Genomic DNA, 25118 nt, shown 5'->3' with positions numbered 1-25118 from the left:
TCTTAGCTTAACCGGCCAAACGCGCCAGTATGGAATGTCCTGATGAGGAGACAGCAGTGACGCGGGCCTCACGCCCTTGCGCCTGATACTCCAGATGAATTTCAACATCCGGTTCAGGCAGTACGCCTGTCCCCTGTTGCGGCCACTCAACCAGGCAAATGGCATCGTTGGCAAAATAATCGCGGATCCCCATAAACTCCAGCTCCTCAGGATCCGCCAGGCGGTAAAGATCGAAGTGGTACACCATCAGGTTATCGAGGGTATAGGGCTCAACCAGCGTATAGGTTGGGCTTTTCACGTTTCCCTGATGACCCAGCGCCTGCAAAAAGCCGCGGCTAAAGGTGGTTTTACCCGCACCAAGATCGCCATATAGATAAATGACGGTCGCGCCCTCGCAGGCTTGCGCCATGCGCTGGCCGAGATCTAACGTTGCCTGTTCGTCGGGTAGAGGAATCACTCGATTAATCATTTTTAAGGTCAATCACTTCCGGGTTAACGACACGCCGCAGCGTGTCAAAAAGATCGGTTGCCAGCATCCCGCGCGTACCTAAGCGGGCGGCAAGGTGGTCGGCTGCCGCGCCATGCGCCACACATCCTGCGCAGGCGGCATCATAAAGGGCCAGCTTCTGGCCGAGCAATGCGCCGATAATACCGGAAAGCACATCACCCATTCCGCCGCTCGCCATACCCGCATTGCCCGCATCCACGATGCCAAGCATGCCGTTTTCACTGGCGACGACCGTGCCCGCCCCTTTCAAAACCGCAACACCACCGTAACGTTTTACCAGACGTTGAGCAGAATGTAAGCGATCGCTCTCAATTTCTGCAACGCTGCAGTTAAGCAACCGCGCGGCCTCGCCGGGGTGCGGCGTCAGGATGCGATTGTGACGTTTATCCGGATTGATTGCCAGAAGGTTCAGCGCGTCGGCATCCCACAGCATGGGTTTGCGAAACTGTTCGACTTTCTGCAAGGCTTGCTTGCCCCACGGCGACTGACCCAACCCCGGTCCAATCACCACCACATCCGCCCATTCCAGACTGTCTTCCAGCGCCTGCGGCGTGAGCGCGTGTACCATCAGTTCAGGCCTGGCGGTGACGATTGGGGTTATATTTTCACTGCGCGTCAGGACCCGCACCAGTCCCGCCCCCGCCCGCAGCGCTGCTTCGCCGGTCATGCGGATGGCGCCTGCGGTGCCGTGGTCGCCACCGATAATCACCAGCCTGCCGTGATCGCCTTTGTGCGACGTAGGGCGACGTGGCCGGAACCACTGCGCCAGCAGCGACGCATCAAACCGCGCCATCGCCGTTGTCTGCCCGGCTAACCAGCCTTCCAGCCCCAGCGCGTGGTGGTGCAGTCTGCCAACCACATCGCGCGCTTTACCCGTGAGCAGGCCGGGTTTTAGGCCGATAAACGTCACCGTATGGTCAGCGATAATCACCGCTCCCGGCGTAGTGCCCGTTTGAGCCATCAGTCCGGACGGAATATCCAGCGCCACAATCGGTGCAGCATGGTGGTTAGCGTGCGTAATGAGGTTGCTGACCGTCTCGCGCGGGGTGCTGTGCAGCCCGGTGCCGAGCAGGCCGTCGACGATCAGGTCTATCCCCTCGGGCCAGGGGATATCGGCGGCATGAATTGTTCCCGCCGCCTCGAGCCAGGCATCGCGCGCCTTAGCGGCCTCTTCGGGCAGCGGCTTGTCACTCTCCAGCGCCAGCAGCGTCACGTTGATCCCCGCCGCAACTGCCCTTCTGGCGACGACATAGCCATCCCCGCCGTTATTGCCATGCCCGCAGAGGATTAACCAGTGGCGCGCCTGCGGATAAGCCGCACGGGCTACCGAGAATGCCGCATCGCCGGCACGCAGCATCAGTTCGTAAAGGGTGAGCCCGAGGCTATCCGCTGCCGCTTTTTCTGCGCGACGCAGCGCCTCTGCAGGCCAGATGGAATGTGGTATACTTGCGGGGTTTTTCTTCACCGTATGGTCCGTCATGTCACAGCCCCTCGATCTCAATCAGTTAGCGCAAAACATTAAGCAATGGGGCGCCGAGCTAGGCTTTCAGCACGTGGGTATCACCGATACCGACCTCACTGCCAGCGAGCCGAAACTCCAGGCCTGGCTGGATAATCAATATCACGGCGAAATGGAGTGGATGGCGCGTCACGGTATGATGCGCGCCCGCCCGCATGAACTGCTGCCGGGCACTTTACGCGTCATCAGCGTACGCATGAACTACCTCCCCGCCGGCGCGGCGTTTGCCAGCACGCTGAAAAACCCGTCTCTGGGCTACGTCAGCCGCTATGCGCTGGGCCGTGATTATCACAAACTGCTGCGTAACCGACTCAAAAAACTGGGGGAGATGATTCAGCAACACTGCGCCACGCTGAATTTTAGACCCTTTGTCGATTCCGCGCCTATTCTTGAGCGCCCGTTGGCAGCAAAAGCAGGGCTTGGCTGGACAGGTAAGCACTCACTTATCCTCAGCCGCGACGCGGGCTCGTTCTTTTTCCTCGGCGAACTGCTGATTGATATCCCACTGCCGGTGGATGGCCCGGTTGAAGATGGCTGTGGACGCTGTGTGGCCTGCATGACGATCTGCCCCACCGGGGCGATTGTTGAACCCTACACCGTCGATGCCCGCCGCTGTATCTCGTACCTCACCATCGAACTGGAAGGGGCGATCCCGGAAGAATTTCGCCCGCTCATCGGTAACCGCATTTATGGCTGTGATGATTGCCAGCTGATTTGCCCGTGGAACCGCTATTCCCAGCTCACAGAAGAAGATGACTTCAGCCCGCGCAAAGCATTACACGCCCCGCCGCTGACCGAACTGTTTGCCTGGAGTGAAGCCTGGTTCCTGAAAGTGACAGAGGGATCGGCGATTCGGCGCATTGGGCACCTGCGCTGGCTGCGTAATATTGCCGTTGCGCTGGGAAATGCGCCCTGGGATGAAGTCAATTTGCAGGCGCTGGAAAGTCGCCGAGGTGAGCACCCACTTCTTGATGAACATATAGAATGGGCGATTGCGCAGCAGATGGAGAAACGAAACGCCTGCGCGGTGGACGTACAATTACCTCAGAAAAACAGGCTGGTGCGCGTCATCGAAAAAGGCCTTCCACGGGACGCATGATATGTCCACAGGCTGTGAATAAAATTACAGAGGCAGGAGACATCACGCCTGGGCGGAAGGTCAAGTGATCCACTTAACAATTTTAAATCAAATTTACTTGTTATTTTTCAGTGATTTGCGCGGATACTATTGATCGTGCGAAGTTTTTAAACATAGCAAGGGCAGATGCAAGTCTGTGGATAAGTCTGTTAAAAAGAGTTTGTCAGAAATGAAATAATTCGTCCCCAGCGAGGCTTTCCGCTGTGGATATCTGTTTGGGGGAGAAAAAATTTGGAGCGGGAAACGAGACTCGAACTCGCGACCCCGACCTTGGCAAGGTCGTGCTCTACCAACTGAGCTATTCCCGCTTGGGTGGTGCGTATCTTGCGATACCTTTCAAATTTTGGAGCGGGAAACGAGACTCGAACTCGCGACCCCGACCTTGGCAAGGTCGTGCTCTACCAACTGAGCTATTCCCGCTTGGGTGGTCTTACTGCTTAGCATATTCAAATTTGGAGCGGGAAACGAGACTCGAACTCGCGACCCCGACCTTGGCAAGGTCGTGCTCTACCAACTGAGCTATTCCCGCAAAAATCTGTGCTGTCGTAACGTGTAATTCTCTGTCGTTACGGGAGGCGCATTATACGAGATATTCGACCTGCTGCAACCCCCCCGAAAGCGATTTTTTAGAAATTTAACTCAATCGCTTGAATATTGATCACATCGTGCATTTTTACACCGATTTCAACCCAATACTCCGGCAGACAGCATGCTGCCGGGCACTTTTCTTATAACTTGATAAAGTGTTCACGGTAGTAAGCCAGTTCCGCCACCGACTCACGAATATCATCCATGGCCTGGTGCGTGCCCTGCTTTTTGAGGCCGTCCAGCATCTCTGGCTTCCAGCGGCGCGCCAACTCTTTCAGGGTGCTTACGTCGAGATAGCGATAGTGGAAGTACGACTCCAGCTCGGGCATGTACTTAAACAGGAAACGACGATCCTGGCCGATGCTGTTACCACAGATAGGCGATTTGCCCTGCGGTACCCATTTTTTCAGGAATTCCAGCGTGGCGAGTTCGGCTTCACGATCGCCCTGAGTACTGACTTTGACGCGCTCCACCAGCCCGCTGCCGGTATGGGTTCGCACGTTCCATTCATCCATCAGCCCCAGCTGCTCGTCAGACTGGTGAACGGCAATCGTCGGCCCTTCTGCCAGGATGTTCAGGTTGGCGTCGGTGACCAGCGTGGCGATCTCAATAATGCGATCGCGCTCGGGATCCAGTCCGGTCATCTCCAGATCGATCCAAATCAGGTTGTTTTCATCTGTGCTCATGTTATTTTCCACCCTTCTCGCTTAACCGGCCGTGGCAGGTTAACTAGTATTAATTAGTGTGTATCATAGAGGTTTTGCCCGATATGGGCGACCAGGAGCCAGCCCGATTGAGTAAAAATAAACTCTCCAAAGGTCAACAGCGCCGCGTTAACGCTAACCACGAGCGCCGTCTTAAAACCACCAGGGAGAAACCCGATTACGACGACAACCTGTTTGGCGAAGCCACTGAGGGCGTCGTGATTAGCCGTTTCGGTATGCATGCCGACGTGGAGGCCGCGGATGGTGGTGTTCACCGCTGCAATATTCGCCGCACTATCCGCTCGCTGGTGACCGGCGACCGCGTCGTATGGCGTCCGGGTAAAGCCGCCGCCGAAGGCGTAAAAGTCAAAGGGATCGTTGAAGCCGTCCACGAACGCACTTCCGTTCTGACACGCCCGGACTTCTATGATGGCGTCAAGCCAATCGCCGCCAATATCAACCAGATCATCATCGTTTCCGCGATTTTACCGGAACTTTCGCTCAATATTATCGACCGTTATCTTGTCGCCTGCGAAACACTGGACGTCGAGCCGCTGATTGTCCTCAACAAAATCGACCTGCTGGATGATGACGGCATGGCCTTTGTGAACGAGCAAATGGATATCTATCGCAAGATTGGTTATCGCGTATTAATGGTATCCAGCCATAAGAAAGATGGCCTGCAGCCGCTCGAAGAGGCGCTCACCGACCGTATCAGCATCTTTGCAGGACAATCCGGCGTAGGTAAATCCAGCCTGCTGAATAATCTCCTTGGGCTTCAGCAAGAAATCCTGACCAACGAAGTTTCTGATAACTCCGGTCTGGGTCAGCACACCACTACCGCCTCTCGTTTGTACCATTTCCCCCACGGCGGCGATGTGATCGACTCCCCCGGCGTGCGCGAATTTGGTCTTTGGCACCTGGAGCCGGAACAAATCTTTAACGGATTTGTCGAATTCCATGAGTATTTAGGCGCTTGCAAATACCGCGACTGTAAACATGATAACGACCCAGGCTGCGCCATTCGCGAAGCGGTTCAGAAGGGTGAAATTGCGGATACCCGCTTTGAGAACTATCACCGCATTCTCGAAAGCATGGAAGACGTAAAGACGCGTAAAAACTTTTCTGATTCTGACAACTGACAACTAAGCTAAGCGTCGCTAAAATCGTCCCCTTTTTCAGATTCCGGCTGCTCAACGCCGGATCAGGAACGACAAAACAATGGCCTGGAGGCTACCTTGTTAAACTCATTTAAACTTTCGCTTCAATACATTCTGCCAAAACTGTGGCTCACTCGCCTGGCGGGCTGGGGCGCGAGCAAACGAGCAGGCTGGCTGACAAAGTTGGTTATCGACCTGTTCGTGAAGTACTACAAGGTCGACATGAAAGAAGCGCAGAAGCCGGATACCGCCAGCTACCGCACTTTCAATGATTTCTTCGTCCGTCCACTGCGCGATGAAGTGCGCCCGCTGGATACCGACCCGAACGTGCTGGTTATGCCTGCCGATGGCGTCATCAGCCAGTTGGGTAACATCGAAGACGACAAAATTTTGCAGGCCAAGGGTCATAACTACAGCCTGGAAGCCCTGCTGGCAGGTAACTACCTGATGGCAGACCTGTTCCGCAACGGCTCGTTTGCCACCACCTACCTGTCACCGCGCGACTACCACCGCGTGCACATGCCGTGCAACGGCATTCTGCGCGAAATGATCTACGTGCCGGGCGATCTGTTCTCGGTAAACCACCTGACTGCGCAGAACGTCCCGAACCTGTTCGCACGTAACGAGCGCGTGATCTGTCTGTTTGATACCGAGTTTGGCCCGATGGCGCAGATTCTGGTCGGTGCAACCATCGTGGGCAGCATTGAAACGGTTTGGGCAGGCACCATTACTCCGCCGCGCGAAGGCGTGATCAAACGCTGGACCTGGCCTGCGGGCGAGAGCGACGGATCTGTCGCCCTGCTGAAAGGTCAGGAAATGGGCCGCTTCAAGCTGGGTTCGACCGTTATCAACCTGTTTGCGCCGGGTAAAGTGCAGCTGGTTGAGCAACTTGAAAGCCTGTCGGTGACCAAACTTGGCCAACCGCTGGCGGTATCGACGGAACCGTTCGTAAACGTGGATGCAGAGCCCGCCCCGCTGCCGGCAGAAGAGATTGCCGCCGAACTCGACGCCAGTCCGCTGGTTGACGACAAAAAAGACCAAGGCTAACTAAAAGGGTTACTGACGTGCGCCTGATTATCACTTTACTGATGGCCTGGTGCCTCAGTACGGGGGCGTACGCAGCGACCGCCCCCAACGCAAAACAAATCTCGCAAGAACTGGAGCAGGCAAAGGCGGCAAAACCCGCCCAGCCCGAAACCGTAGAGGTGCTCCAGGCTGCGTTGAACGCCCTTGAGGAGCGTAAAGGCTCCCTCGAGCGTGCTACGCAGTATCAGCAGGTCATCGATAATTTCCCCAAACTTTCGCAAACCCTGCGCGCGCAGCTCAACGATCTGCGTGAAGAACCGCGTCAGGTGCCTGCGGGCATGAACTCTGACACGCTCAATCAGGAGATCCTGCAGGTCAGCAGCCAACTGCTGGAAAAAACCCGCCAGGCCCAGCAGGAACAGGAGCGTGCCCGCGAAATCGCCGACTCACTGAACCAGCTTCCCCAACAGCAAACCGATGCTCGCCGCCAGTTGAATGACGTTGAGCGCCGCGCCGGAGCACAAACCGGCAATACCTCGCTCAACCAGGCGCAAAATCTCGGTATGCAGGCAGAATCCGCCAGGCTGAAAGCGCTGGTCGATGAGCTGGAGCTGGCGCAACTGTCGGCCAACAATCGCCAGGAGCTGGCGCGCATGCGCTCTGAGCTGGCGAAGAAACAGGGCGAGCAGCTGGATGCGTATTTGCAGGCCCTGCGCAATCAACTCAACAGCCAGCGCCAGCGCGAAGCCGAAAAGGCGCTGGAAAGCACCGAACTGCTGGCTGAAAACAGCGAGAACTTACCTGCCGGTATCGTCGACCAGTTCAAGATCAACCGTGAACTCTCTGCCGCGCTCAACCAGCAGGCACAGCGCATGGATCTGGTGGCGTCTCAGCAGCGACAGGCCACCAATCAAACTCTGCAGGTCCGCCAGGCGCTGAATACCCTGCGCGAGCAGTCACAGTGGCTGGGATCGTCCAATCTGCTTGGCGAAGCCTTGCGCGCCCAGGTGGCACGCCTGCCCGAGATGCCAAAGCCGCAGCAGCTCGATACCGAAATGGCGCAGCTGCGCGTGCAACGTCTGCGCTTTGAAGATCTGCTGAACAAGCAGCCGCAACTGCGTCAGATCCACCAGCCGGACGGTAAAGCGCTGACCGCTGAGCAAAACCGCATTCTGGAAGCCCAACTGCGTACCCAGCGTGAATTGCTCAATTCGCTGTTGCAGGGTGGCGATACCTTACTGCTCGAACTGACCAAACTGAAAGTCTCCAACAGCCAGTTGGAAGACGCCTTAAAAGAGGTCAATGAGGCCACTCACCGCTATCTGTTCTGGACCTCTGACGTGCGCCCGGTTTCTTTCTCCTGGCCGATTGATATTGTGCAGGATCTGCGCCGCTTGATTTCGCTGGATACCTTCAGCCAGTTAGGCAAGGCCAGCGTGATGATGCTCACCAACAAAGAGACCATTTTTCCGCTGCTGGGGGCACTGATCCTGGTTGGGTTTAGCATCTACTCGCGCAGGCATTTCACCCGCTTCCTCGACCGCTCGAGCGCCCGGGTGGGCAAAGTGACCCAGGACCATTTCTGGCTCACGCTGCGCACGGTGTTCTGGTCCATTCTGGTGGCCTCGCCGCTGCCGGTACTGTGGATGACGCTGGGCTACGGGCTGCGTGAAGCCTGGCCTTATCCGCTGGCGGTCGCTATTGGCGCGGGTGTGACAGCCACCGTGCCGCTGCTGTGGGTGGTGATGATCTGCGCCACCTTTGCCCGACCGAACGGCCTGTTTGTGGCCCACTTCGGCTGGCCGCGTAACCGCGTGGCGCGGGCGATGCGCTACTACCTGATGAGCATCGGGCTTATCGTGCCGCTGATCATGGCGCTGATCATGTTTGATAACCTGAACGATCGGGAGTTTTCCGGCTCGCTCGGTCGCCTGTGCTTTATGTTGATTTGCGGTGCGCTGGCGGTAGTGACCCTGAGCCTGAAAAAAGCCGGGATCCCGCTGTACCTCGATAAAGAGGGCAGCGGCGATAACATGGTCAACCATATGCTGTGGAATCTACTGCTGAGTGCCCCGCTGGCGGCGATTCTGGCGGCGGCAGTTGGGTATCTGGCTACCGCCCAGGCACTGCTGGCACGACTCGAAACCTCGGTAGCGATCTGGTTCCTGCTGCTGGTGGTGTACCACGTTATCCGGCGCTGGATGCTGATTCAGCGTCGTCGGCTGGCCTTCGATCGGGCGAAAAACCGCCGGGCAGAAATTCTCGCGCAGCGTGCGCGCGGTGAGGAAGAGCCTCCGCATTCACTCAGCACCGAAGGCATGGTGGATGTTGATGATACCGAGCTGGATCTGGATGCCATCAGTACCCAGTCTCTGCGCCTGGTTCGCTCAATTCTGATGCTGATCGCCCTGCTGTCGGTGATTGTGCTGTGGTCTGAAATTCATTCGGCGTTTGGTTTCCTGGAAAATATCACCCTCTGGGACGTGACCTCGACCGTGCAGGGTGTAGAGAGCCTGGAGCCGATCACGCTCGGGGCGGTGCTGATTGCAATTCTGGTGTTCATCATCACCACTCAGCTGATCCGTAACTTCCCGGCGCTGCTGGAGCTGGCGGTATTGCAGCATCTGGACTTAACGCCAGGTACCGGGTACGCCATTACCACGATTACCAAATACCTGCTGCTGCTGCTTGGCGGGCTAGTGGGCTTCTCGATGATTGGTATTGAGTGGTCGAAATTACAGTGGCTGGTTGCTGCTCTCGGTGTCGGACTCGGTTTTGGTCTGCAGGAGATTTTCGCCAACTTTATCTCTGGCCTGATCATCCTGTTTGAAAAACCGATTCGTATTGGCGATACCGTGACGATCCGCGATCTGACCGGGAGCGTCACCAAAATTAACACCCGAGCGACCACCATCAGCGACTGGGACCGTAAAGAGATCATCGTCCCCAACAAGGCGTTTATTACCGAGCAGTTTATTAACTGGTCGCTGTCGGACTCCGTCACGCGTGTGGTGTTAACGGTGCCCGCGCCGTCTGATGCCAACAGCGAGGAAGTGACACAAATCCTGTACACGGCGGCCGAGCGTTGCTCGCTGGTGATCAACATCCCAGAACCGGAAGTGTTCCTGGTTGATCTCCAGCAGGGGATCCAGATTTTCGAACTGCGTATTTATGCGGCCGAAATGGGCCATCGCATGCCGTTGCGCCATGAAATCCACCAGCTGATCCTGGCGGGCTTCCGTGAACACGGTATCGATCTGCCATTCCCTCCTTTCCAGATGCGTCTGGAAACTCTGGATGGGCGTAAGACGGGAAGAACGCTGACGTCAGCGGCGAAGAAACGCCCGGCAGGAAGTTTATAAGTCAGGTGAGGTGCACTCTGGTGCCCTCACCCAAACCCTCTCCCACCGGGAGAGGGTGCACAATCACATCAGGCGCGATCGACGGTAAACGCGATCACATCGCCCAGCTGTTCAGCACCCAGCGCCAGCATCACCAGACGGTCAACCCCCAGCGCCACGCCGGAACAATCTGGCAGGCCGGCTTTTAACGCCGCCAGCAGATTGTGGTCAATGGGTTGCTGCGGCAGGCCGCGGGCAGCGCGCTTGCGGTTATCCTGCTCAAAACGCTGCTGCTGTTCGCGGGCATCGGTCAGCTCGTGGAACCCATTCGCCAGTTCAATACCCTTAAAGTAAACCTCGAAGCGCTCTGCCACACGATGGTCTTCCGTGCTGATCTGTGCCAGCGATGCCTGGCTTGCCGGGAAGTGGTAGACAAAGGTCGGGCGGTCTTTGCCAATCTGCGGCTCGACGCCCATCGCAAACAGCAGCTGCAGCAAGGTATCGCGATCTTCTTCGGTGTCGGCAATATTGCTGAGATCCAGCTTTGCCGCCGCTTCGCGCAGCTGGGTTTTGTCCGCAGAGAGTGGATCAATTTCCAGATGACGCTGGAAAACCTGCTGGTATGAGAGCGTTTCGGCTCCCTGGCACTCGAGTACCTGCTGCAGCAGATCGTCCACCTCATTCATCAGGCGGTACATATCATAGTGCGGGCGATACCACTCCAGCATGGTGAATTCCGGGTTATGGTGGCGACCCATCTCTTCATTGCGAAAGCTTCGGCACAGCTGGTAAACCGGGCCACAGCCCGCGGCCAGCAGGCGCTTCATGTGGTATTCCGGGCTGGTCATCAGGTAGAGATTCATCCCCTGGGAGTGACCAGGGCCGACAAAACGGGTTTCAAACGGGAACAGATGAATGTCTGTTACCGTCGCCTGACTCATGCAGGGCGTTTCCACCTCCAGCACACCGCGATCGGCAAAAAAGCGGCGAATTTCCGCCATAATTGCTGCGCGTTTTAACAGATTGGGGATGGATGCGCTCGGCTGCCAGGTGGCCGTTTCGCTCATGTGAATTTCTCCGATTTCAGACAAGGGGACGAAGTCTACGCGTAACCCCCGACAGAGACAAATTTTGCGCAGGTAATTTGGAGGCTTTTATAACCTCTGATAATTTCACAAGGCAATTCATCAATTGTGATGATAATCCCCACCAAATAACCGCAAAAAAATCGAACACGTCAAATTTCCCTAAGCTTCCTGCGGCTATACTGCGTTACCCATAAAGGAGCAGTGGAACCGCTTTCGCATTTGGCCTCCCGGGCTGTGAACGTCCTTTGGAGAGTTGCGATGCGAAATATCAAAAATCTGGAGGAATGTCGTGCAAACCTTTCAAGCCGATCTTGCCATAATTGGCGCTGGCGGAGCGGGATTACGCGCAGCAATTGCTGCAGCTCAGGCTAATCCAAACGCTAAAATCGCCCTGATTTCAAAAGTCTATCCAATGCGCAGCCATACGGTTGCCGCTGAAGGGGGGTCCGCTGCCGTTGCGCAGGATCATGACAGCTTTGATTACCACTTTCACGACACCGTCGCCGGCGGTGACTGGCTATGCGAACAGGATGTCGTTGATTATTTCGTCCATCATTGCCCGACGGAAATGACCCAGCTGGAGCAGTGGGGTTGCCCGTGGAGCCGCCGTGAAGACGGCAGCGTGAACGTGCGTCGTTTCGGCGGCATGAAGATTGAGCGCACCTGGTTTGCAGCCGATAAAACCGGCTTCCACATGCTCCATACTCTGTTCCAGACCTCTCTGCAGTTCCCGCAAATCCAACGCTTCGACGAGCACTTCGTACTGGATATCCTGGTGGATGATGGCCAGGCACGCGGTCTGGTCGCGATGAATATGATGGAAGGCACGCTGATCCAGATCCGCGCTAACGCGGTGGTGATGGCCACGGGCGGTGCCGGACGCGTGTACCGCTATAACACCAACGGCGGTATCGTCACCGGCGACGGTATGGGTATGGCGTTGCAGCACGGTATTCCGCTGCGCGACATGGAGTTTGTCCAGTATCACCCGACCGGTCTGCCGGGTTCCGGGATCCTGATGACCGAAGGCTGCCGTGGTGAAGGCGGTATTCTGGTCAATAAAGATGGCTATCGCTATCTGCAGGATTACGGCATGGGTCCGGAAACGCCGCTGGGTGAGCCGAAAAATAAATACATGGAACTTGGCCCGCGCGACAAAGTGTCTCAGGCCTTCTGGCATGAGTGGCGTAAAGGCAATACCGTCCCTACCCCACGCGGCGATGTGGTCTATCTCGACCTGCGTCATCTGGGTGAAAAGAAACTGCTGGAACGCCTGCCGTTTATCTGCGAACTGTCCAAAGCCTATGTCGGCGTGGATCCGGTAAAAGAACCGATCCCTGTGCGTCCAACCGCACACTACACCATGGGCGGGATCGAAACCGATCAGCAGTGTGAAACCCGCATTAAAGGGCTATTTGCGGTGGGTGAATGCTCTTCCGTCGGCCTGCATGGCGCGAACCGCCTGGGCTCAAACTCGCTGGCTGAGCTGGTGGTGTTTGGTCGTCTGGCAGGTGAACAAGCCATAGCACGCGCCGCGACCGCCGGTACAGCCAACAGTGCCGCGCTGGATGCGCAGGTTGCCGACGTTGAACAGCGCCTGAAAAAGCTGGTCAATCAGGAAGGCAATGAGAAGTGGTCGGCGATCCGCGACGAGATGGGGCTTTCCATGGAAGAAGGTTGCGGGATTTACCGTACGCCGGAGCTGATGCAGAAAACCGTCGATAAGCTGGCCGAGCTGCAGGAGCGGTTCAAACGCGTACGCATAACCGACACCTCCAGCGTGTTCAATACCGACCTGCTTTACACCATTGAGCTGGGCCATGGTTTGAACGTGGCCGAATGTATGGCGCACTCCGCCCTGGCGCGCAAAGAGTCGCGCGGCGCGCATCAGCGTCTGGATGAAGGCTGCACGGAGCGCGATGATGTCAACTTCCTCAAGCATACCCTCGCGTATCGCGACGCGGATGGTGCCACTCGCCTGGACTATAGCGACGTGAAAATCACCACGCTGGCACCGGCTAAACGCGTTTATGGTGCAGAAGCGGAAGCCGCCGAGAAGAAGGAGACGACCCATGGCTGAGATGCAAAACCTGAAAGTGGAAGTGGTGCGCTACAACCCGGAAGTCGATAGCGCACCGCACAGCATGTTCTATGACGTGCCTTATGATGAGCAAACCTCCCTGCTGGATGCGCTGGGCTATATCAAAGACAATCTGGCGCCGGACCTGAGCTACCGCTGGTCTTGCCGAATGGCAATTTGCGGTTCCTGCGGCATGATGGTCAACAAAGTGCCTAAGCTGGCCTGCAAAACCTTCCTGCGCGAGTACCCGAAAGGGATGAAGATCGAAGCCCTGGCCAATTTCCCGATTGAGCGCGATCTGGTGGTCGACATGACCCACTTCATCGAAAGCCTGGAAGCCATTAAGCCGTACATTATTGGTAACCCGCGCACGCCAGATCAGGGGCCAAACACGCAGACTCCGGCGCAGATGGCCAAGTATCACCAGTTCTCCGGCTGCATCAACTGTGGTCTGTGCTATTCCGCCTGCCCGCAGTTTGGTCTGAATCCGGAATTTATCGGACCTGCGGCGATTACCCTGGCGCATCGTTATAACGAAGACAGTCGCGATCGCGGTAAGAAAGAGCGTATGGCACAGCTTAACGGCCAGAACGGCGTCTGGACCTGTACCTTCGTCGGCTACTGTTCAGAAGTGTGTCCAAAGCACGTCGATCCGGCCGCCGCGATCCAACAGGGTAAAGTAGAAAGTTCGAAAGACTTTCTTATTGCCACCCTGAAACCACGCTAAGGAGTGCATGATGACGACTAAACGCAAAGCCTATGTCCGGCCGATGCCATCCACCTGGTGGAAAAATCTGCCGTTTTATCGCTTCTATATGCTGCGTGAAGGCACGGCGGTACCGGCGGTATGGTTCAGTATCGAACTAATGTATGGTCTGTTTGCACTCAAACACGGCCCGGAAACCTGGACCAGTTTCGTCGGGTTTCTGCAAAATCCGGTGGTGGTGCTCCTGAATATCATCGTACTGGCGGCAGCGCTGCTGCACACGAAGACGTGGTTTGAGCTGGCACCAAAAGCGGCAAATATTATCGTGAAAGGCGAAAAACTGGGGCCAGAGCCGATTATTAAAGGACTCTGGGCGGTAACTGCGGTCGTAACCGTGGTCATTCTTGGCGTAGCCTTGTTCTGGTAAGGAGACCACTGTGATTAATCCAAATCCAAAACGTTCTGACGAACCGGTTTTCTGGGGGCTCTTTGGCGCAGGCGGCATGTGGTGCGCCATCATCGCACCCGTCATTATTCTGCTGGTCGGCATTATGCTCCCGCTGGGTCTGTATCCTGACGATGCGCTGAGCTATGAGCGGGTACTGGCTTTCGCCCACAGCATTATCGGCCGGGCATTTATCTTCCTGATGATTGTACTGCCGCTGTGGTGTGGGCTGCACCGTATGCATCACGCGATGCATGACCTGAAAATCCACGTTCCTAACGGTAAATGGGTGTTCTACGGTCTGGCTGCCATTCTGAGCGTTGTCACGCTGGTAGCGGTTGTCTTTATGTAATATCCCCCCGCTCTCCTGCCCATCGGCGGGAGAGCAAAATTCCTGACAGGTTCTACACTTAACAAAAATCTTGTAAGGAAATTCCTATGCGCATCTTGCCTGTTATCGCCGCCGTTGCCGCTGCGTTTCTGGTTGTTGCCTGTAGCTCTCCGACGCCCCCTCCTGGCGTAACTGTCGTCACCCCATTTGAAGCCCAGAAATTCCTTGGAAGCTGGTATGAAATCGCACGCTTTGACCATCGCTTTGAGCGCGGATTACAGAAGGTGACGGCAAACTATAGCCCAATGAGCGACGGGGGGATTCAGGTCATCAACCGGGGCTATAACCCGGAGCGTAGAATGTGGCAAAAAGTCACAGGGAAAGCGTACTTTACGGGCAGCCCGAATGTCGCAGCCTTAAAAGTCTCTTTCTTTGGCCCGTTCTATGGCGGGTATAACGTGATCGCACTGGACAGCAACTATCGACACGCGCTGGTGTGCGGGCCGGATCGTGACTATCTGTGGATCCTCTCCCGCACACCGACCATTTCCGATGACGTCAAACAACAGCTATTGAATACCGCGACCCGTCAGGGGTTTGATATCAGCAAGTTCATCTGGGTTGAGCAGCCCCACTAAGGGGTGCTGAGCTTTAGCCCGATAATCCCGGCGACAATCAGGGCGAGGCTGGCAATGCGCGCCAGGCTCGCCGACTCACCCAGCAATAACATGCCAGTGATGGCCGCACCGACCGCACCAATCCCCGTCCATACCGCATAAGCGGTGCCCACCGGCAGCGTCCGCATTGCCCAGGAGAGCAGCACAATACTGACGATCATTGCCGAAACGGTGATGATGCTTGGGGTCAAACGGGTAAATCCGTGGGTGTATTTAAGGCCGATGGCCCACACCACTTCGAGTAAACCGGCGATCAAAAGAATAATCCAGGACATAGTAGCTCCTAACGTAAACAACAGTCTGGGGCCGTCCCCGATGAGAGAAGCGCTTACGGGTCGTCCTGTAAGGCGGGTGACTTCACATTGTGGATAGCATGAAGTGTTTTTTCAACGAGTTTCTTTTAAGTCAAATTTGGCCGATTTAAAGCAAGAAATAGGTGCAGATAGCAGCGAAGTTCAGGCATTTATAACTCATCCGACTTCCTTATTATGGGATGCTTCCTGAAAGCAGGAAATGCTCACCCTTTGTCGACTGTGAAAACAATATGTTCAAAATTCTTTTGATTGATCGATGTTATTACACCCGGATGGGTTTAGAAGCATGGCTCAATCACTCTGGGCTGTTCCCATGCTCTTTACGGGTGACAGGCCTCAATAATCTCTACCTTGCCAGGGAACATATCCTGCAATGGAAACCCGCACTGGTGATCGCCGATTTGCAGGGTTTTAAGTCAGAAATGCAGCATATTGCACAGATCACCTCTCTGGTCAGCGCCAGTGAAAACGTGCCTTTTATCTCACTGCACTCTGCTGAAATGCCCGAGCTATCAGCGCTAAGGGATAAATTCCCCATCTGGGCTTCGTTGTTTAAAAACGCGCCACTGGAAGAACTCGCGCAGGTGATAAATGAGGCATTAATATTCCAGGCAACCTGCGAACCCGCACACAGCGTGGCACCATTATTGACACGTCAGGAAGAGAAAGTGTTATCACTGTGGATGGAAGGAGCCAGCAATCAGCTGATTGCCAGTAAACTGAGTATTCACGGAAAAACGGTCTATACCTACAAGCGCAATATCCGCATGAAGCTGCATATGGATACGCGTTACTCGCCGTTTCTGACTCGGTCTGAATCAGTAAACTGAGGGTACGGCGACTGATTCAGTCCCGTACCGCCCATCGTTGCTACTAATTCTGCGCTTTGGTCGCCGCGCCGGAGATCGCGCTTCCGCCGTCGGAGATATCCTCGCCAACGCCACGGGTGGTATTACAAGCCGTCAGCACTGAAGAAAGGACGATGACAGAAAAGATCGCTGCAATTGTTTTCTTAAACATAGGTTCTTCCTTTTTAGCCAAATTTATAGGTGTATAGCCACATAAGCATAGCCAGGATCCCGGCTAGTGACGGAAAAGAAAGCATTTTTAGGAAAACAGGAAAGGATGGCGGGACCCTTGAGAAAGGGTATTGCAAAGGCGCAGCTCACCGCCGCGCCTTCTATTCTGCGGTGGGTTACTTCACGCGAGAAACGTATTCACCAGAGCGGGTATCCACTTTGATGACTTCGCCGGTCTGAACGAACAGCGGAACTTTAACTACTGCGCCGGTAGAGAGCTTAGCTGGCTTACCGCCAGTACCTGCGGTATCACCCTTCAGACCTGGATCGGTTTCAACGATTTCCAGCTCAACGAAGTTAGGTGGGGTTACGGTGATAGGCTGACCGTTCCACAGGGTCACGATGCACTCGGCCTGATCCAGCAGCCATTTAGCGCTTTCACCAACCGCTTTCTCATCAGCTGAAAGCTGCTCGAAAGTAGAGTTGTTCATGAAATGGTAGAACTCACCGTCGTTGTAGAGGTAAGTCAGGTTCATGTCGACAACGTCTGCGCCTTCAGCGGAATCGGTGGATTTGAAGGTTTTCTCAACACGGGTACCGGTCAGCAGGCGGCGCAGCTTAACGCGTGCAAAAGCCTGGCCTTTACCTGGTTTCACGAATTCACTGGCTTCAACCGCGTACGGTTCGCCATCCATCATGATTTTAAGACCGGCACGAAAATCGTTGCTATAGTAAGTCGCCATAAGGCCCTCTGAAATTGTTAACTGGTAGCTTAGCCACAAAATGGCGCATATTGTAACCCTAAACACCCCATCCAGAGAAGATTGGTTATTGCAACTTGCCGATGTAATCACCAGTCCTGATGAACTGCTGCGTCTGTTAAATCTCGACGCTGATGAAAAACTCCTCACGGGCCGTGACGCTAAACGCCTGTTTGCCCTGCGTGTGCCGCGCGCATTTGTTGCACGCATGGAGAAAGGCAACCCTGACGATCCGCTACTGAAACAGGTACTTACCTCACAGGATGAGTTTGTCACTGCGCCCGGATTTAGCACCGATCCCCTTGAAGAACAGAACAGTGTGGTGCCCGGTTTACTGCACAAGTACCGCAACCGCGCGCTGCTGCTGGTAAAGGGTGGTTGTGCGGTAAATTGCCGTTATTGCTTCCGTCGTCACTTCCCCTATGCCGATAATCAGGGAAACAAGCGTAACTGGCAGGCAGCGCTCGACTATATTGCCGCCCATCCAGAGCTGGATGAGATTATCTTCTCAGGCGGCGATCCGCTGATGGCGAAAGATCATGAACTGGACTGGCTGATCACCCAACTGGAAACGATCCCGCATATTAAGCGGTTGCGTATTCATAGCCGTTTGCCGATTGTGATTCCGGCGCGTATTACTGAAGAGCTTATTTCGCGGCTGGCGCGATCTTCACTGCAAATTCTGCTGGTGAATCATATTAATCATGCCAACGAAATAGACGACATCTTCCGGGAGGCAATGTTCCGACTGCGTCGGGCAGGCGTGACCCTGCTCAACCAAAGCGTTTTGTTACGTGGCGTGAATGATAATGCCGCGACGTTAGCTGACCTGAGCAATGCCCTGTTTGATGCGGGGGTGATGCCTTACTACATTCATGTTCTGGATAAAGTTCAGGGGGCGGCCCATTTTATGGTCCACGATGAGGAAGCTCGCGCGATCATGCGTGAATTACTGACGCTCGTTTCCGGTTATATGGTGCCGAAGCTGGCGCGTGAGATTGGTGGAGAGCCGAGTAAGACGCCGCTGGATTTGGGGTTGAAACAGTATTAAACAAACTTGCCTGCTTTCAGCAGAGCCAGGCAAGCCACGCCTTAGTCCTCAAGATATTCCAGCACGAGAAATGTAAACCTTACCCGCCTAACCAATTGATAATGAATGATGTAATCTCAAGAACAGTGAAAATAATGAGAAGCAGTATCAGCCATTTTGGTAACTTTGTTTGATTACCTAAAGGCGTCTTGGCTGTTTCAGAGGAACTGGCGTGGGGAGAGTCTGTTACTATAAGCTGTGAAGTCACGGCAACCCCATGACATAAAGAATCGTCGCGCAGTGTGACCTTTTCATTTTCTAGCGGTTGAATGCGTGTATCAGCCGCCAGAATAAAACCCTTTCGACGAACCGTCACAATGATATCTTCTGTTAACCCTATATTTTTTAACGATTTTCTTAACAAAGAAATATTTTGATAGAACGTATTTTGAGATACAACTACGCCTTTAGCCTGCCAGACTTGCTCCATAAAGTTATCCCGTGAAACAACTTCGTCTTTTTTTTCAATTAGAAGGTGTAAACAACGGGAGGTTGGAACATTAAGGATAATGACCTCCCCAACATTCTTGAGCGATTTAAGCTCATAAGAATTCGCATCAAAAATAACTTCATCGTTAATTATAAATAAATTAAATACCATAGTTTGAAGGCCTTCCCTGTACGTTCAAAGGATTATACATAGCAACTTATCCCGAGTTGCATAGCACATCAATTTATCTAAATCACGCATGAAACAGCGCTTCATAAGATATAGTAATTGATATCATTGTGAATCTTAGCATAGGACAAGATATATAAGGAAGCACCTTGATGATGTTCAAAAACTGAATCAGGATAACATAAACACTTCAATTAAATCTTAATTTATAATAAATTCATACTTAAAACATCCTGGCAGGTTAAAGAGCATTGAACTCACGGTTAAACTGAACAAATAAGTGAAACATGTAAATCCTTCAGGTTCCCCAGCATTAGAAATGGATAATTTGATTAGCGGTTTTTTACGCCAATCATCATTCAAAATTCAGCCACAATGATAAAATAGCGAAAACCTTATGCATAACAACCGCAAACCATCCGACGGACAAACAATTAAAATGCAACGCATTGATCACTTAAACGCATAAACAAAATAAATAATTTCCGTAAAACGCATTCACCAAACATCTAAAAAGAAGCTTTGCACAACAAAAAACACTATCAAACACCTCCCAAAAATACAGTGATATTAAATTCAACAAAATTCACATGCACAAAATGCTAAAAGCCAATAGATTACCTCACGCCTCATTACGACAGCATTATCTATTTATTGCGTGGTAAATCAGCGACACCAAAACCGTTGTCGTCGTGCAATAAAAATTGTAAAGAGGTAAAAGAATAGAGCCGCATAAGATTTTGTATGCACTCAATTCACTATAGGAATAGTTATTACTTTTAATATGGATGAAGAAAATGAAAAAAAATATTATCGCTGTTCTGGTGGCTGCAACAGCTGTACTGAGTGCTCAGGCTTTCGCTAGCAACACCGCACAACTGGTCATTCACGGTACTGTATCTGATAGCGATGAATCTTGTAACGTTACTCCATTCGGCGCTATCACTGGTGGCACTGTTGTTCTGGATGATATTAAAGCATCAGTGTTAAACACGATGGCTATTAATACCCCATCTACTGCATCTGCAAAAGATGTGACTTATAAAGTAGCCGACTGTAAAAAAGATGGTAAGGATTTCACTGGTAACCTGAATGTGAATGTGAGCGGTGATTACGTTTCTGGTATGGCTGATGTGCTGAGCAACCAGGCTGCTAATCCTGCAGGCAACACTGGTATCGCACTGATTAACAGCGATTCTACCCGCGTTAAGTTTGACGGTTCTACTGTTAAAACCGTTGCTTACACTGGTGCACCTGCATTACTGACCTATAAAGCAGCATATGTTAAAACTGCAGAAACCGTAACTGCAGGTGATGTTAAAGGCGTCGCAACCTTTACTATCACTTACTAATATTTTACGGAGCCTGCGTTAAGCAGGCTCCGTTTCATTATATTCAAGGATTGAATTATGCGTAAGTCGATATGTCGGTGGGTTTCCCTGCTAACCCTCTCAATCAGCGGTATCGCTAACAGTGGTGTTGTTATCGATGCCACTCGCTATGTTTTTAACGAGGGTTCACGTGAAATTAGCGCACAAATGGAAAATAAGGATGACGGTCCATTTTTGATGAAATCATGGGTAGAGGCACCCGAGGGAGGTAGCAACTCTTACTTTATGGTAACGCCACCACTTTATCGACTCGAAGCAAAACAAAAGAATACGGTGCGTATTTTCCCTAATGCACATATTAGTAGTGCACCAACAGATAGAGATAGCATTTATTACCTAAATATAATGTCTATTCCTCCCACCGACAGTAGCGTTGAAGGTGAGAACAAACTGCAGCTTGCAGTGCGCCACAGAATGCGCCTTATCTATCGACCAAAGGCGATACAGAATTTTAAAATGAATGATGAAGCTAAAAAAATGGAATGGCGCAAAACAAATAATAAACTAACAGTTAAAAACCCAACTCCTTTTTTTATCTATTTTAAATCTGTGGTTATCAATGGGAAAGAGATAAAAGAAAACGTTGCACATATTGAAGCGTTCTCAACGAAGGAGATTAGTCTTCCTGCAGGTACTGATGGAAAACAGATTACCTGGAAAATCGCCACTGAGCATGGTGGATCGGGTTCTCCTCACACGTCATCTCTTTGATGGTTTAGTATTTAGACCGACCAGGGTAAATATATGCCTGCAATGTTCAAAAAATGGGAATGTATTCGTACAGTGATTTCCCCAAAGTTTGCCGTACTTATGCCTGCTATCATCGTCGGTATCTGCAATGAAGCATTGGCGCGTGATTTTTTTGACCCTGCGTTCATAAGTTCTGTTGGTCAAAATGAAGCGACATCATTACCTGACTTATCAATATTTTCAACTAAGGATGCCCAATCTCCCGGTGAGTATCGTGTAGAAATTTTGTTAAATAATGATTATCAGGAAACAGCAACTATTCGTTTTATTGAGGGAAATAAGGACCATGATAAAAAAACACTGGTACCCTGTTTCAGCCTGCAAAAGCTCAAAAGTTATGGATTACGTATTGAAGCTTTTCCTGAGTTAAAAGAAGATAGCACAGGTTGTACTAATACAAACATTATTTCTGATTTTAAAACTGATTTCAACTTTAATACTCAACAACTTTTCGTGTCTATTCCTCAGGCGGCTTTGAGCACGGTTGTCCAAGGTTATATTCCTGTAGAGGATTTTGATGACGGTATCAATGCCTTACTTGCTAATTATCAGTTTAGTGCCAGTAAAGATTTTCAAACCGAGAGCGAAAACTATAGTCTTAATCTCCAGTCAGGCCTGAATATAGGTGCGTGGCGTTTACGTAATCTAGGAAGCTGGAGTAAAGCGAACGGCGATGAAGGCAAATGGGACTCAGTATACCTGTATGCGCAACGCAATATTATTCCTTTAAAAAGCACGTTAGTAGTGGGTGAAAGCTCATCTCTGTCCAGCATTTTTGATAGCGTACCTTTTACTGGTATACAACTTGCTACAGATATTGACATGCTGCCAGACAGCCTTCGTGGCTATGCGCCTATCGTCCGTGGTATCGCGAAAACGAATGCCCGCGTGGTAGTCAAACAAAATGGTTACCAAATTTACCAGGCATTTGTCGCGCCAGGTGCCTTCGAAATCACCGATATGTATGCGACCGGGGGCAATGGTGACCTGTACGTTACGGTTGAAGAGGCCGACGGTACACAGCAAAACTTTATCGTACCCTTCGCTTCACTGCCCTTGATGCTGCGTGAAGGTCAGACTGAATATGAGATTACAACTGGTAAGTATCGTCCTTATGATAAAAGCACAGACGAGACTCCTTTCACTCAGGCGACCATCAGCCATGGGGCATTCAGCAACACTACACTGTATTCAGGAATCCAGGCTGCATCGAAATATCAAGCACTTGCTTTTGGTATAGGCCATAACCTTGGCCGGCTCGGCGCGCTCTCAGCTGATCTTACCCAAGCATGGTCCAAAATGAAGGATGAGGATAAAACATCAGGTCAATCCTGGCGCCTGCGCTACGGTAAAAACATTCTGGAAACGGGCACAAACATTACGGTAGCAGGTTATCGCTATTCGACAGAAGGATTTAGAACACTTTCCGAAGTGCTTAATACATATGATAATTCTTCGGGAATAAACGCACCTCGTTCTGTACGTAATAGAACAAACCTCACTCTTAACCAAAATCTAGGAGAAGGGCTGGGAAATCTGTCGATAACAGGTCTGTTTGAGGATTACTGGGATAACAAGCGTCGTAACAAGTCGCTTAGCGTTGGGTATAATGGTGGCTGGAACAGAATTAACTACAACCTGGGGTACAGCTACAGTCGTTATACCTGGAAAAATAATAATTCTGATCGCGCTAAAGAAGATGATCATCTCTTCTCGCTCAATATTTCTATTCCTATTGGTGAATGGCTACCAAACTCATATGTCACATATCAGTTAAACAACAGCAATCCGGGTTCAACAGATCAATATGTCTCTGTGGGTGGTGTCGCCCTTGAAAACAACAGTCTGGACTGGAGCGTGCAGCAAGGTTATAGCAATAGAGACAGTACTGATGGTGGTGTCTATACAAACTATCGCGGTTCTCTTGGTTCTGTTAATGGCAGTTATAGCTACAGCAAAAATAGTCAATTCTTAAGCTATGGTGCAAGTGGTGGGATTTTAGTGCATGCCGATGGCGTGACCTTAGGTCAGGAAATGTCTGATACTGCCGCATTGGTTAAAGCACCTGGGTTGAGCAACGTCCGGCTTGAAACGGATCCGACAATCGAAACCGATTACCGTGGCTACGCTATTGTTCCTTATATGAGCCCTTATCGTAGAACAAGTATTACCCTGGACAGCACGACGCTTGCAGACAATATGGAGTTGCCAAATGCGACTTTAAAAGTCGTTCCAACTCGCGGGGCGGTTACGCGTGCTAACTTTGAAGGTAACATTGGCCATCGCGCTTTCTTGATAATGAAGTTGGCTTCTGGAAGCTATGTACCATATGGTGCCACGGTCACATCAACCGCACAGCCAACCGCACAGGCAAGCATTGTTGCCGATAATGGCATGGTTTATATGTCAGGGCTCAAAGACTCAGGAGAGGTTTACGCCCGGTGGGGAGCAAGTGCAAATCAATCCTGTAAAGCAACCTATAAGCTGGAAGCTATAGGCGGAAATATTGCTCAAACGACAGCAGTTTGTCGCAACTAAGGACAGTGGAACAGCATGAAAAAAATCGTTCTCTTAATTGGCTTATTATTTTTTTGCTATCAGTCTGCAATAGCAGCATGTAGCTACACCGGCACTGATCAAAAAATAAACTTTAACTTCAAAAATGTTAAAATTCTTTCAGACGACAGCCTGCCGACAGGAACCGTCCTTGCAGTAAAAAAGGTTGGCGGAAACGTTGCCAGCATGAAAAAATTTTCAAACTGCTCCGCAAATGATGTTTACGCCATCATTGGCTCCGCAGGGCTTGTAGAAGCACCTGGGGTTAGAGGTGTACAGGCTGGAATTGTGTATGAAACGGGTATATCAGGCATAGGATTTCAGATTTCAGATGCCATCACCGGAACGAACTTACGTCCTGTAACTGCTGTATTCGGAAGTGTACCTGCACAGGGGTTGAGCAGTGGCAATGTTGAACAGATAACCGTCTGGTTGATCAAAACCGCAGATAAAATTGATACCAACGAAACAGGAAATAACGCAACCGTATCATTCCGGGCAGGACCTGCAAATCAGATTCAGAAAAGTGAATACTTACTGTTGCAGATTAATTTAGCTTTTGGTCCATTCACGTTCAAGCAGACATCTTGTGATGTCACGCCTATGACAGGTAGCACAGTATTACTACCTAAAATTGAAGCTAAAGTATTGAGAAATGGCGCATCGGGGATGAAAACTGACAGTCAACGCGAAATCATCCTTAGTATTGTTTGTCCTGATGAATCAGTTGGATCCTCGTATATCTACTGGTTCAACCCTATAACAGATAACTCTCCGACTGTTAATGGTGTCTTACTTAACAGTATTAGCGCTATTGCAGGTGGTGCAAAAAACGTCGGAGTAATAATTAAAATGGGAACTGCAGCAATTAAATTCTACGATTATAGCAGTTATAAGTATGCCAGTATTGGTCCGCGAGAGGTTATATCTCTTACTGCGGATTACTACAAACTGGCAACACCTGTAGAACATGGAGAGGTACATGCCATTTTTGAAATTGTCTTACAAGAGGAATAGTTCTGCGCACTTAAGAATAAATTATATTTGTCATTAAGTACTCATTTCACTCTGAACTCTGCACCTCCAGAGTTCAGAGCATTTCACCAACTATCAAGCACGACTCAATTAATTAACAATTCAAGTATGAATCTTTTATAATTGTATTGGAAAAAGAAATTTACCTCTTATAATTTCAGCGAAATCTAAATTAAACGAATTTATTTTGATATTTGTTTCGGTGGTGATGAAGTATAGAGCCTCTTCTATCCTCTGGTCAGAATCAAACGTTTATCGTTTAAGTAGAATTT

The 25118-nt window shown here is 51.5% G+C and carries 23 protein-coding genes and 3 tRNA genes; 15 read left to right on the top strand and 11 right to left on the bottom strand.

Annotated elements, in window-relative coordinates; translation table 11 throughout:
- Nucleotides 1–7: 7 nt before the first annotated feature.
- Nucleotides 8–469, bottom strand: coding sequence for a tRNA (adenosine(37)-N6)-threonylcarbamoyltransferase complex ATPase subunit type 1 TsaE (gene tsaE, locus M8013_RS11245; RefSeq protein WP_271267888.1), 462 nt, complete (start codon nucleotides 467–469; stop codon nucleotides 8–10).
- Nucleotides 462–1988 carry a bifunctional ADP-dependent NAD(P)H-hydrate dehydratase/NAD(P)H-hydrate epimerase gene (nnr, locus tag M8013_RS11240; protein WP_271267887.1) on the bottom strand — a complete coding sequence of 509 codons (1527 nt, stop codon included), beginning with the start codon at nucleotides 1986–1988 and terminating at the stop codon, nucleotides 462–464. Before nnr ends, tsaE begins: the two co-directional genes overlap by 8 nt.
- Here nnr and queG point away from each other — a divergent pair.
- Complete coding sequence (gene queG / locus M8013_RS11235; RefSeq protein WP_271267886.1) at nucleotides 1987–3126, top strand: tRNA epoxyqueuosine(34) reductase QueG; 1140 nt, start codon at nucleotides 1987–1989, stop codon at nucleotides 3124–3126. The two genes, nnr and queG, sit on opposite strands and share 2 nt — an antisense overlap.
- Before the next feature lie 271 nt (nucleotides 3127–3397).
- Here queG and M8013_RS11230 read toward each other — a convergent pair.
- The 4 genes from M8013_RS11230 to orn all read right to left on the bottom strand — a co-directional run bounded on the left by M8013_RS11230 (nucleotide 3398) and on the right by orn (nucleotide 4439).
- Nucleotides 3398–3473 (bottom strand) — tRNA-Gly (locus M8013_RS11230).
- 36 nt (nucleotides 3474–3509) lie between these two features.
- A tRNA-Gly gene (locus M8013_RS11225) sits at nucleotides 3510–3585 on the bottom strand.
- 33 nt (nucleotides 3586–3618) lie between these two features.
- A tRNA-Gly gene (locus M8013_RS11220) sits at nucleotides 3619–3694 on the bottom strand.
- A 199-nt stretch (nucleotides 3695–3893) separates the two neighbouring features.
- Nucleotides 3894–4439: an oligoribonuclease gene (gene orn, locus M8013_RS11215; protein ID WP_271267885.1), complete on the bottom strand. Its 546-nt coding sequence runs from the start codon at nucleotides 4437–4439 to the stop codon at nucleotides 3894–3896.
- A 107-nt stretch (nucleotides 4440–4546) separates the two neighbouring features.
- Between orn and rsgA the strand changes: the two genes are divergently transcribed.
- The 3 genes from rsgA (at nucleotide 4547) to mscM (ending at nucleotide 10005) form a co-directional block, all read left to right on the top strand.
- Nucleotides 4547–5599: a small ribosomal subunit biogenesis GTPase RsgA gene (gene rsgA / locus M8013_RS11210; RefSeq protein WP_271267884.1), complete on the top strand. Its 1053-nt coding sequence runs from the start codon at nucleotides 4547–4549 to the stop codon at nucleotides 5597–5599.
- A 96-nt stretch (nucleotides 5600–5695) separates the two neighbouring features.
- On the top strand, nucleotides 5696–6664 hold the full coding sequence (gene asd, locus M8013_RS11205; RefSeq protein WP_271267883.1) for an archaetidylserine decarboxylase: 969 nt from the start codon (nucleotides 5696–5698) through the stop codon (nucleotides 6662–6664).
- A 17-nt stretch (nucleotides 6665–6681) separates the two neighbouring features.
- On the top strand, nucleotides 6682–10005 hold the full coding sequence (gene mscM / locus M8013_RS11200) for a miniconductance mechanosensitive channel MscM (protein WP_271267882.1): 3324 nt from the start codon (nucleotides 6682–6684) through the stop codon (nucleotides 10003–10005).
- A 68-nt stretch (nucleotides 10006–10073) separates the two neighbouring features.
- Here mscM and epmA read toward each other — a convergent pair whose 3' ends face one another.
- Complete coding sequence (gene epmA / locus M8013_RS11195) at nucleotides 10074–11051, bottom strand: elongation factor P--(R)-beta-lysine ligase (protein WP_271267881.1); 978 nt, start codon at nucleotides 11049–11051, stop codon at nucleotides 10074–10076.
- Between the two features lie 310 nt (nucleotides 11052–11361).
- Between epmA and frdA the strand changes: the two genes are divergently transcribed.
- From frdA to blc, 5 genes are all read left to right on the top strand, one after another.
- Nucleotides 11362–13152 carry a fumarate reductase (quinol) flavoprotein subunit gene (frdA, locus tag M8013_RS11190; RefSeq protein ID WP_271267880.1) on the top strand — a complete coding sequence of 597 codons (1791 nt, stop codon included), beginning with the start codon at nucleotides 11362–11364 and terminating at the stop codon, nucleotides 13150–13152.
- The gene (locus M8013_RS11185; protein WP_271267879.1) at nucleotides 13145–13879 is read left to right on the top strand and encodes a succinate dehydrogenase/fumarate reductase iron-sulfur subunit; all 735 of its coding nucleotides are present in this window, start codon (nucleotides 13145–13147) and stop codon (nucleotides 13877–13879) included. The genes frdA and M8013_RS11185 overlap by 8 nt, the downstream gene beginning before the upstream one ends.
- A gap of 10 nt (nucleotides 13880–13889) precedes the next feature.
- Nucleotides 13890–14285 (top strand): fumarate reductase subunit FrdC, encoded by a 396-nt coding sequence (gene frdC / locus M8013_RS11180; protein WP_271268097.1) that lies wholly within the window; start codon nucleotides 13890–13892, stop codon nucleotides 14283–14285.
- Between the two features lie 10 nt (nucleotides 14286–14295).
- Nucleotides 14296–14655 (top strand): fumarate reductase subunit FrdD, encoded by a 360-nt coding sequence (frdD, locus tag M8013_RS11175; protein ID WP_271267878.1) that lies wholly within the window; start codon nucleotides 14296–14298, stop codon nucleotides 14653–14655.
- Nucleotides 14656–14741: 86 nt separating this feature from the next.
- Entirely contained in the window at nucleotides 14742–15272 is a 531-nt protein-coding gene (blc, locus tag M8013_RS11170) for an outer membrane lipoprotein Blc (protein WP_271267877.1), read from the top strand.
- On the opposite strand, the gene sugE is transcribed toward blc, so the two are convergent.
- The gene (gene sugE / locus M8013_RS11165) at nucleotides 15269–15586 is read right to left on the bottom strand and encodes a quaternary ammonium compound efflux SMR transporter SugE (protein WP_271267876.1); all 318 of its coding nucleotides are present in this window, start codon (nucleotides 15584–15586) and stop codon (nucleotides 15269–15271) included. The two genes, blc and sugE, sit on opposite strands and share 4 nt — an antisense overlap.
- A gap of 269 nt (nucleotides 15587–15855) precedes the next feature.
- On the opposite strand from sugE, the gene M8013_RS11160 reads away from it, so the two are divergent.
- Nucleotides 15856–16455, top strand: coding sequence for a helix-turn-helix transcriptional regulator (locus tag M8013_RS11160; protein WP_271267875.1), 600 nt, complete (start codon nucleotides 15856–15858; stop codon nucleotides 16453–16455).
- A 43-nt stretch (nucleotides 16456–16498) separates the two neighbouring features.
- On the opposite strand, the gene ecnB is transcribed toward M8013_RS11160, so the two are convergent.
- Both ecnB and efp read right to left on the bottom strand, forming a co-directional pair.
- Nucleotides 16499–16645 (bottom strand): lipoprotein toxin entericidin B, encoded by a 147-nt coding sequence (gene ecnB, locus M8013_RS11155; protein ID WP_271267874.1) that lies wholly within the window; start codon nucleotides 16643–16645, stop codon nucleotides 16499–16501.
- A gap of 175 nt (nucleotides 16646–16820) precedes the next feature.
- Entirely contained in the window at nucleotides 16821–17387 is a 567-nt protein-coding gene (gene efp, locus M8013_RS11150) for an elongation factor P (RefSeq protein WP_271267873.1), read from the bottom strand.
- Nucleotides 17388–17427: 40 nt separating this feature from the next.
- On the opposite strand from efp, the gene epmB reads away from it, so the two are divergent.
- Entirely contained in the window at nucleotides 17428–18456 is a 1029-nt protein-coding gene (gene epmB, locus M8013_RS11145; RefSeq protein WP_271267872.1) for an EF-P beta-lysylation protein EpmB, read from the top strand.
- Between the two features lie 79 nt (nucleotides 18457–18535).
- On the opposite strand, the gene M8013_RS11140 is transcribed toward epmB, so the two are convergent.
- Complete coding sequence (locus M8013_RS11140) at nucleotides 18536–19096, bottom strand: winged helix-turn-helix domain-containing protein (RefSeq protein WP_271267871.1); 561 nt, start codon at nucleotides 19094–19096, stop codon at nucleotides 18536–18538.
- A gap of 815 nt (nucleotides 19097–19911) precedes the next feature.
- On the opposite strand from M8013_RS11140, the gene M8013_RS11135 reads away from it, so the two are divergent.
- From M8013_RS11135 to M8013_RS11120, 4 genes are read left to right on the top strand one after another with little or no spacing between them, the layout of a single operon-like run.
- The gene (locus M8013_RS11135; RefSeq protein ID WP_271267870.1) at nucleotides 19912–20466 is read left to right on the top strand and encodes a fimbrial protein; all 555 of its coding nucleotides are present in this window, start codon (nucleotides 19912–19914) and stop codon (nucleotides 20464–20466) included.
- A 57-nt stretch (nucleotides 20467–20523) separates the two neighbouring features.
- Nucleotides 20524–21216, top strand: a complete 693-nt coding sequence (locus M8013_RS11130; protein WP_271267869.1) for a fimbrial biogenesis chaperone — start codon at nucleotides 20524–20526, stop codon at nucleotides 21214–21216.
- 42 nt (nucleotides 21217–21258) lie between these two features.
- Complete coding sequence (locus M8013_RS11125) at nucleotides 21259–23793, top strand: fimbria/pilus outer membrane usher protein (RefSeq protein ID WP_271268096.1); 2535 nt, start codon at nucleotides 21259–21261, stop codon at nucleotides 23791–23793.
- A 15-nt stretch (nucleotides 23794–23808) separates the two neighbouring features.
- The gene (locus M8013_RS11120) at nucleotides 23809–24828 is read left to right on the top strand and encodes a fimbrial protein (protein WP_271267868.1); all 1020 of its coding nucleotides are present in this window, start codon (nucleotides 23809–23811) and stop codon (nucleotides 24826–24828) included.
- Nucleotides 24829–25118 lie beyond the last annotated feature (290 nt).

The sequence above is a fragment of the Silvania confinis genome, assembly GCF_025564085.1.
Classification (GTDB): Bacteria; Pseudomonadota; Gammaproteobacteria; order Enterobacterales; family Enterobacteriaceae; genus Enterobacter; species Enterobacter confinis.
This window is presented reverse-complemented; position numbering and strand designations above follow the sequence as displayed.

Bases quoted from the DNA above. Each gene is read 5' to 3' on its own strand.
- blc (WP_271267877.1), top strand. From the start codon at position 14,742: ATGCGCATCTTGCCTGTTATCGCCGCCGTTGCCGCTGCGTTTCTGGTT.
- M8013_RS11120 (WP_271267868.1), top strand. From the start codon at position 23,809: ATGAAAAAAATCGTTCTCTTAATTGGCTTATTATTTTTTTGCTATCAG.
- queG (WP_271267886.1), top strand. From the start codon at position 1,987: ATGTCACAGCCCCTCGATCTCAATCAGTTAGCGCAAAACATTAAGCAA.
- epmB (WP_271267872.1), top strand. From the start codon at position 17,428: ATGGCGCATATTGTAACCCTAAACACCCCATCCAGAGAAGATTGGTTA.
- M8013_RS11130 (WP_271267869.1), top strand. From the start codon at position 20,524: ATGCGTAAGTCGATATGTCGGTGGGTTTCCCTGCTAACCCTCTCAATC.
- ecnB (WP_271267874.1), bottom strand. From the start codon at position 16,645: ATGTTTAAGAAAACAATTGCAGCGATCTTTTCTGTCATCGTCCTTTCT.
- sugE (WP_271267876.1), bottom strand. From the start codon at position 15,586: ATGTCCTGGATTATTCTTTTGATCGCCGGTTTACTCGAAGTGGTGTGG.
- epmA (WP_271267881.1), bottom strand. From the start codon at position 11,051: ATGAGCGAAACGGCCACCTGGCAGCCGAGCGCATCCATCCCCAATCTG.
- nnr (WP_271267887.1), bottom strand. From the start codon at position 1,988: ATGACGGACCATACGGTGAAGAAAAACCCCGCAAGTATACCACATTCC.
- efp (WP_271267873.1), bottom strand. From the start codon at position 17,387: ATGGCGACTTACTATAGCAACGATTTTCGTGCCGGTCTTAAAATCATG.
- orn (WP_271267885.1), bottom strand. From the start codon at position 4,439: ATGAGCACAGATGAAAACAACCTGATTTGGATCGATCTGGAGATGACC.
- M8013_RS11135 (WP_271267870.1), top strand. From the start codon at position 19,912: ATGAAAAAAAATATTATCGCTGTTCTGGTGGCTGCAACAGCTGTACTG.
- M8013_RS11125 (WP_271268096.1), top strand. From the start codon at position 21,259: ATGTTCAAAAAATGGGAATGTATTCGTACAGTGATTTCCCCAAAGTTT.
- frdC (WP_271268097.1), top strand. From the start codon at position 13,890: ATGACGACTAAACGCAAAGCCTATGTCCGGCCGATGCCATCCACCTGG.
- tsaE (WP_271267888.1), bottom strand. From the start codon at position 469: ATGATTAATCGAGTGATTCCTCTACCCGACGAACAGGCAACGTTAGAT.
- M8013_RS11185 (WP_271267879.1), top strand. From the start codon at position 13,145: ATGGCTGAGATGCAAAACCTGAAAGTGGAAGTGGTGCGCTACAACCCG.
- M8013_RS11140 (WP_271267871.1), bottom strand. From the start codon at position 19,096: ATGGTATTTAATTTATTTATAATTAACGATGAAGTTATTTTTGATGCG.
- M8013_RS11160 (WP_271267875.1), top strand. From the start codon at position 15,856: ATGTTCAAAATTCTTTTGATTGATCGATGTTATTACACCCGGATGGGT.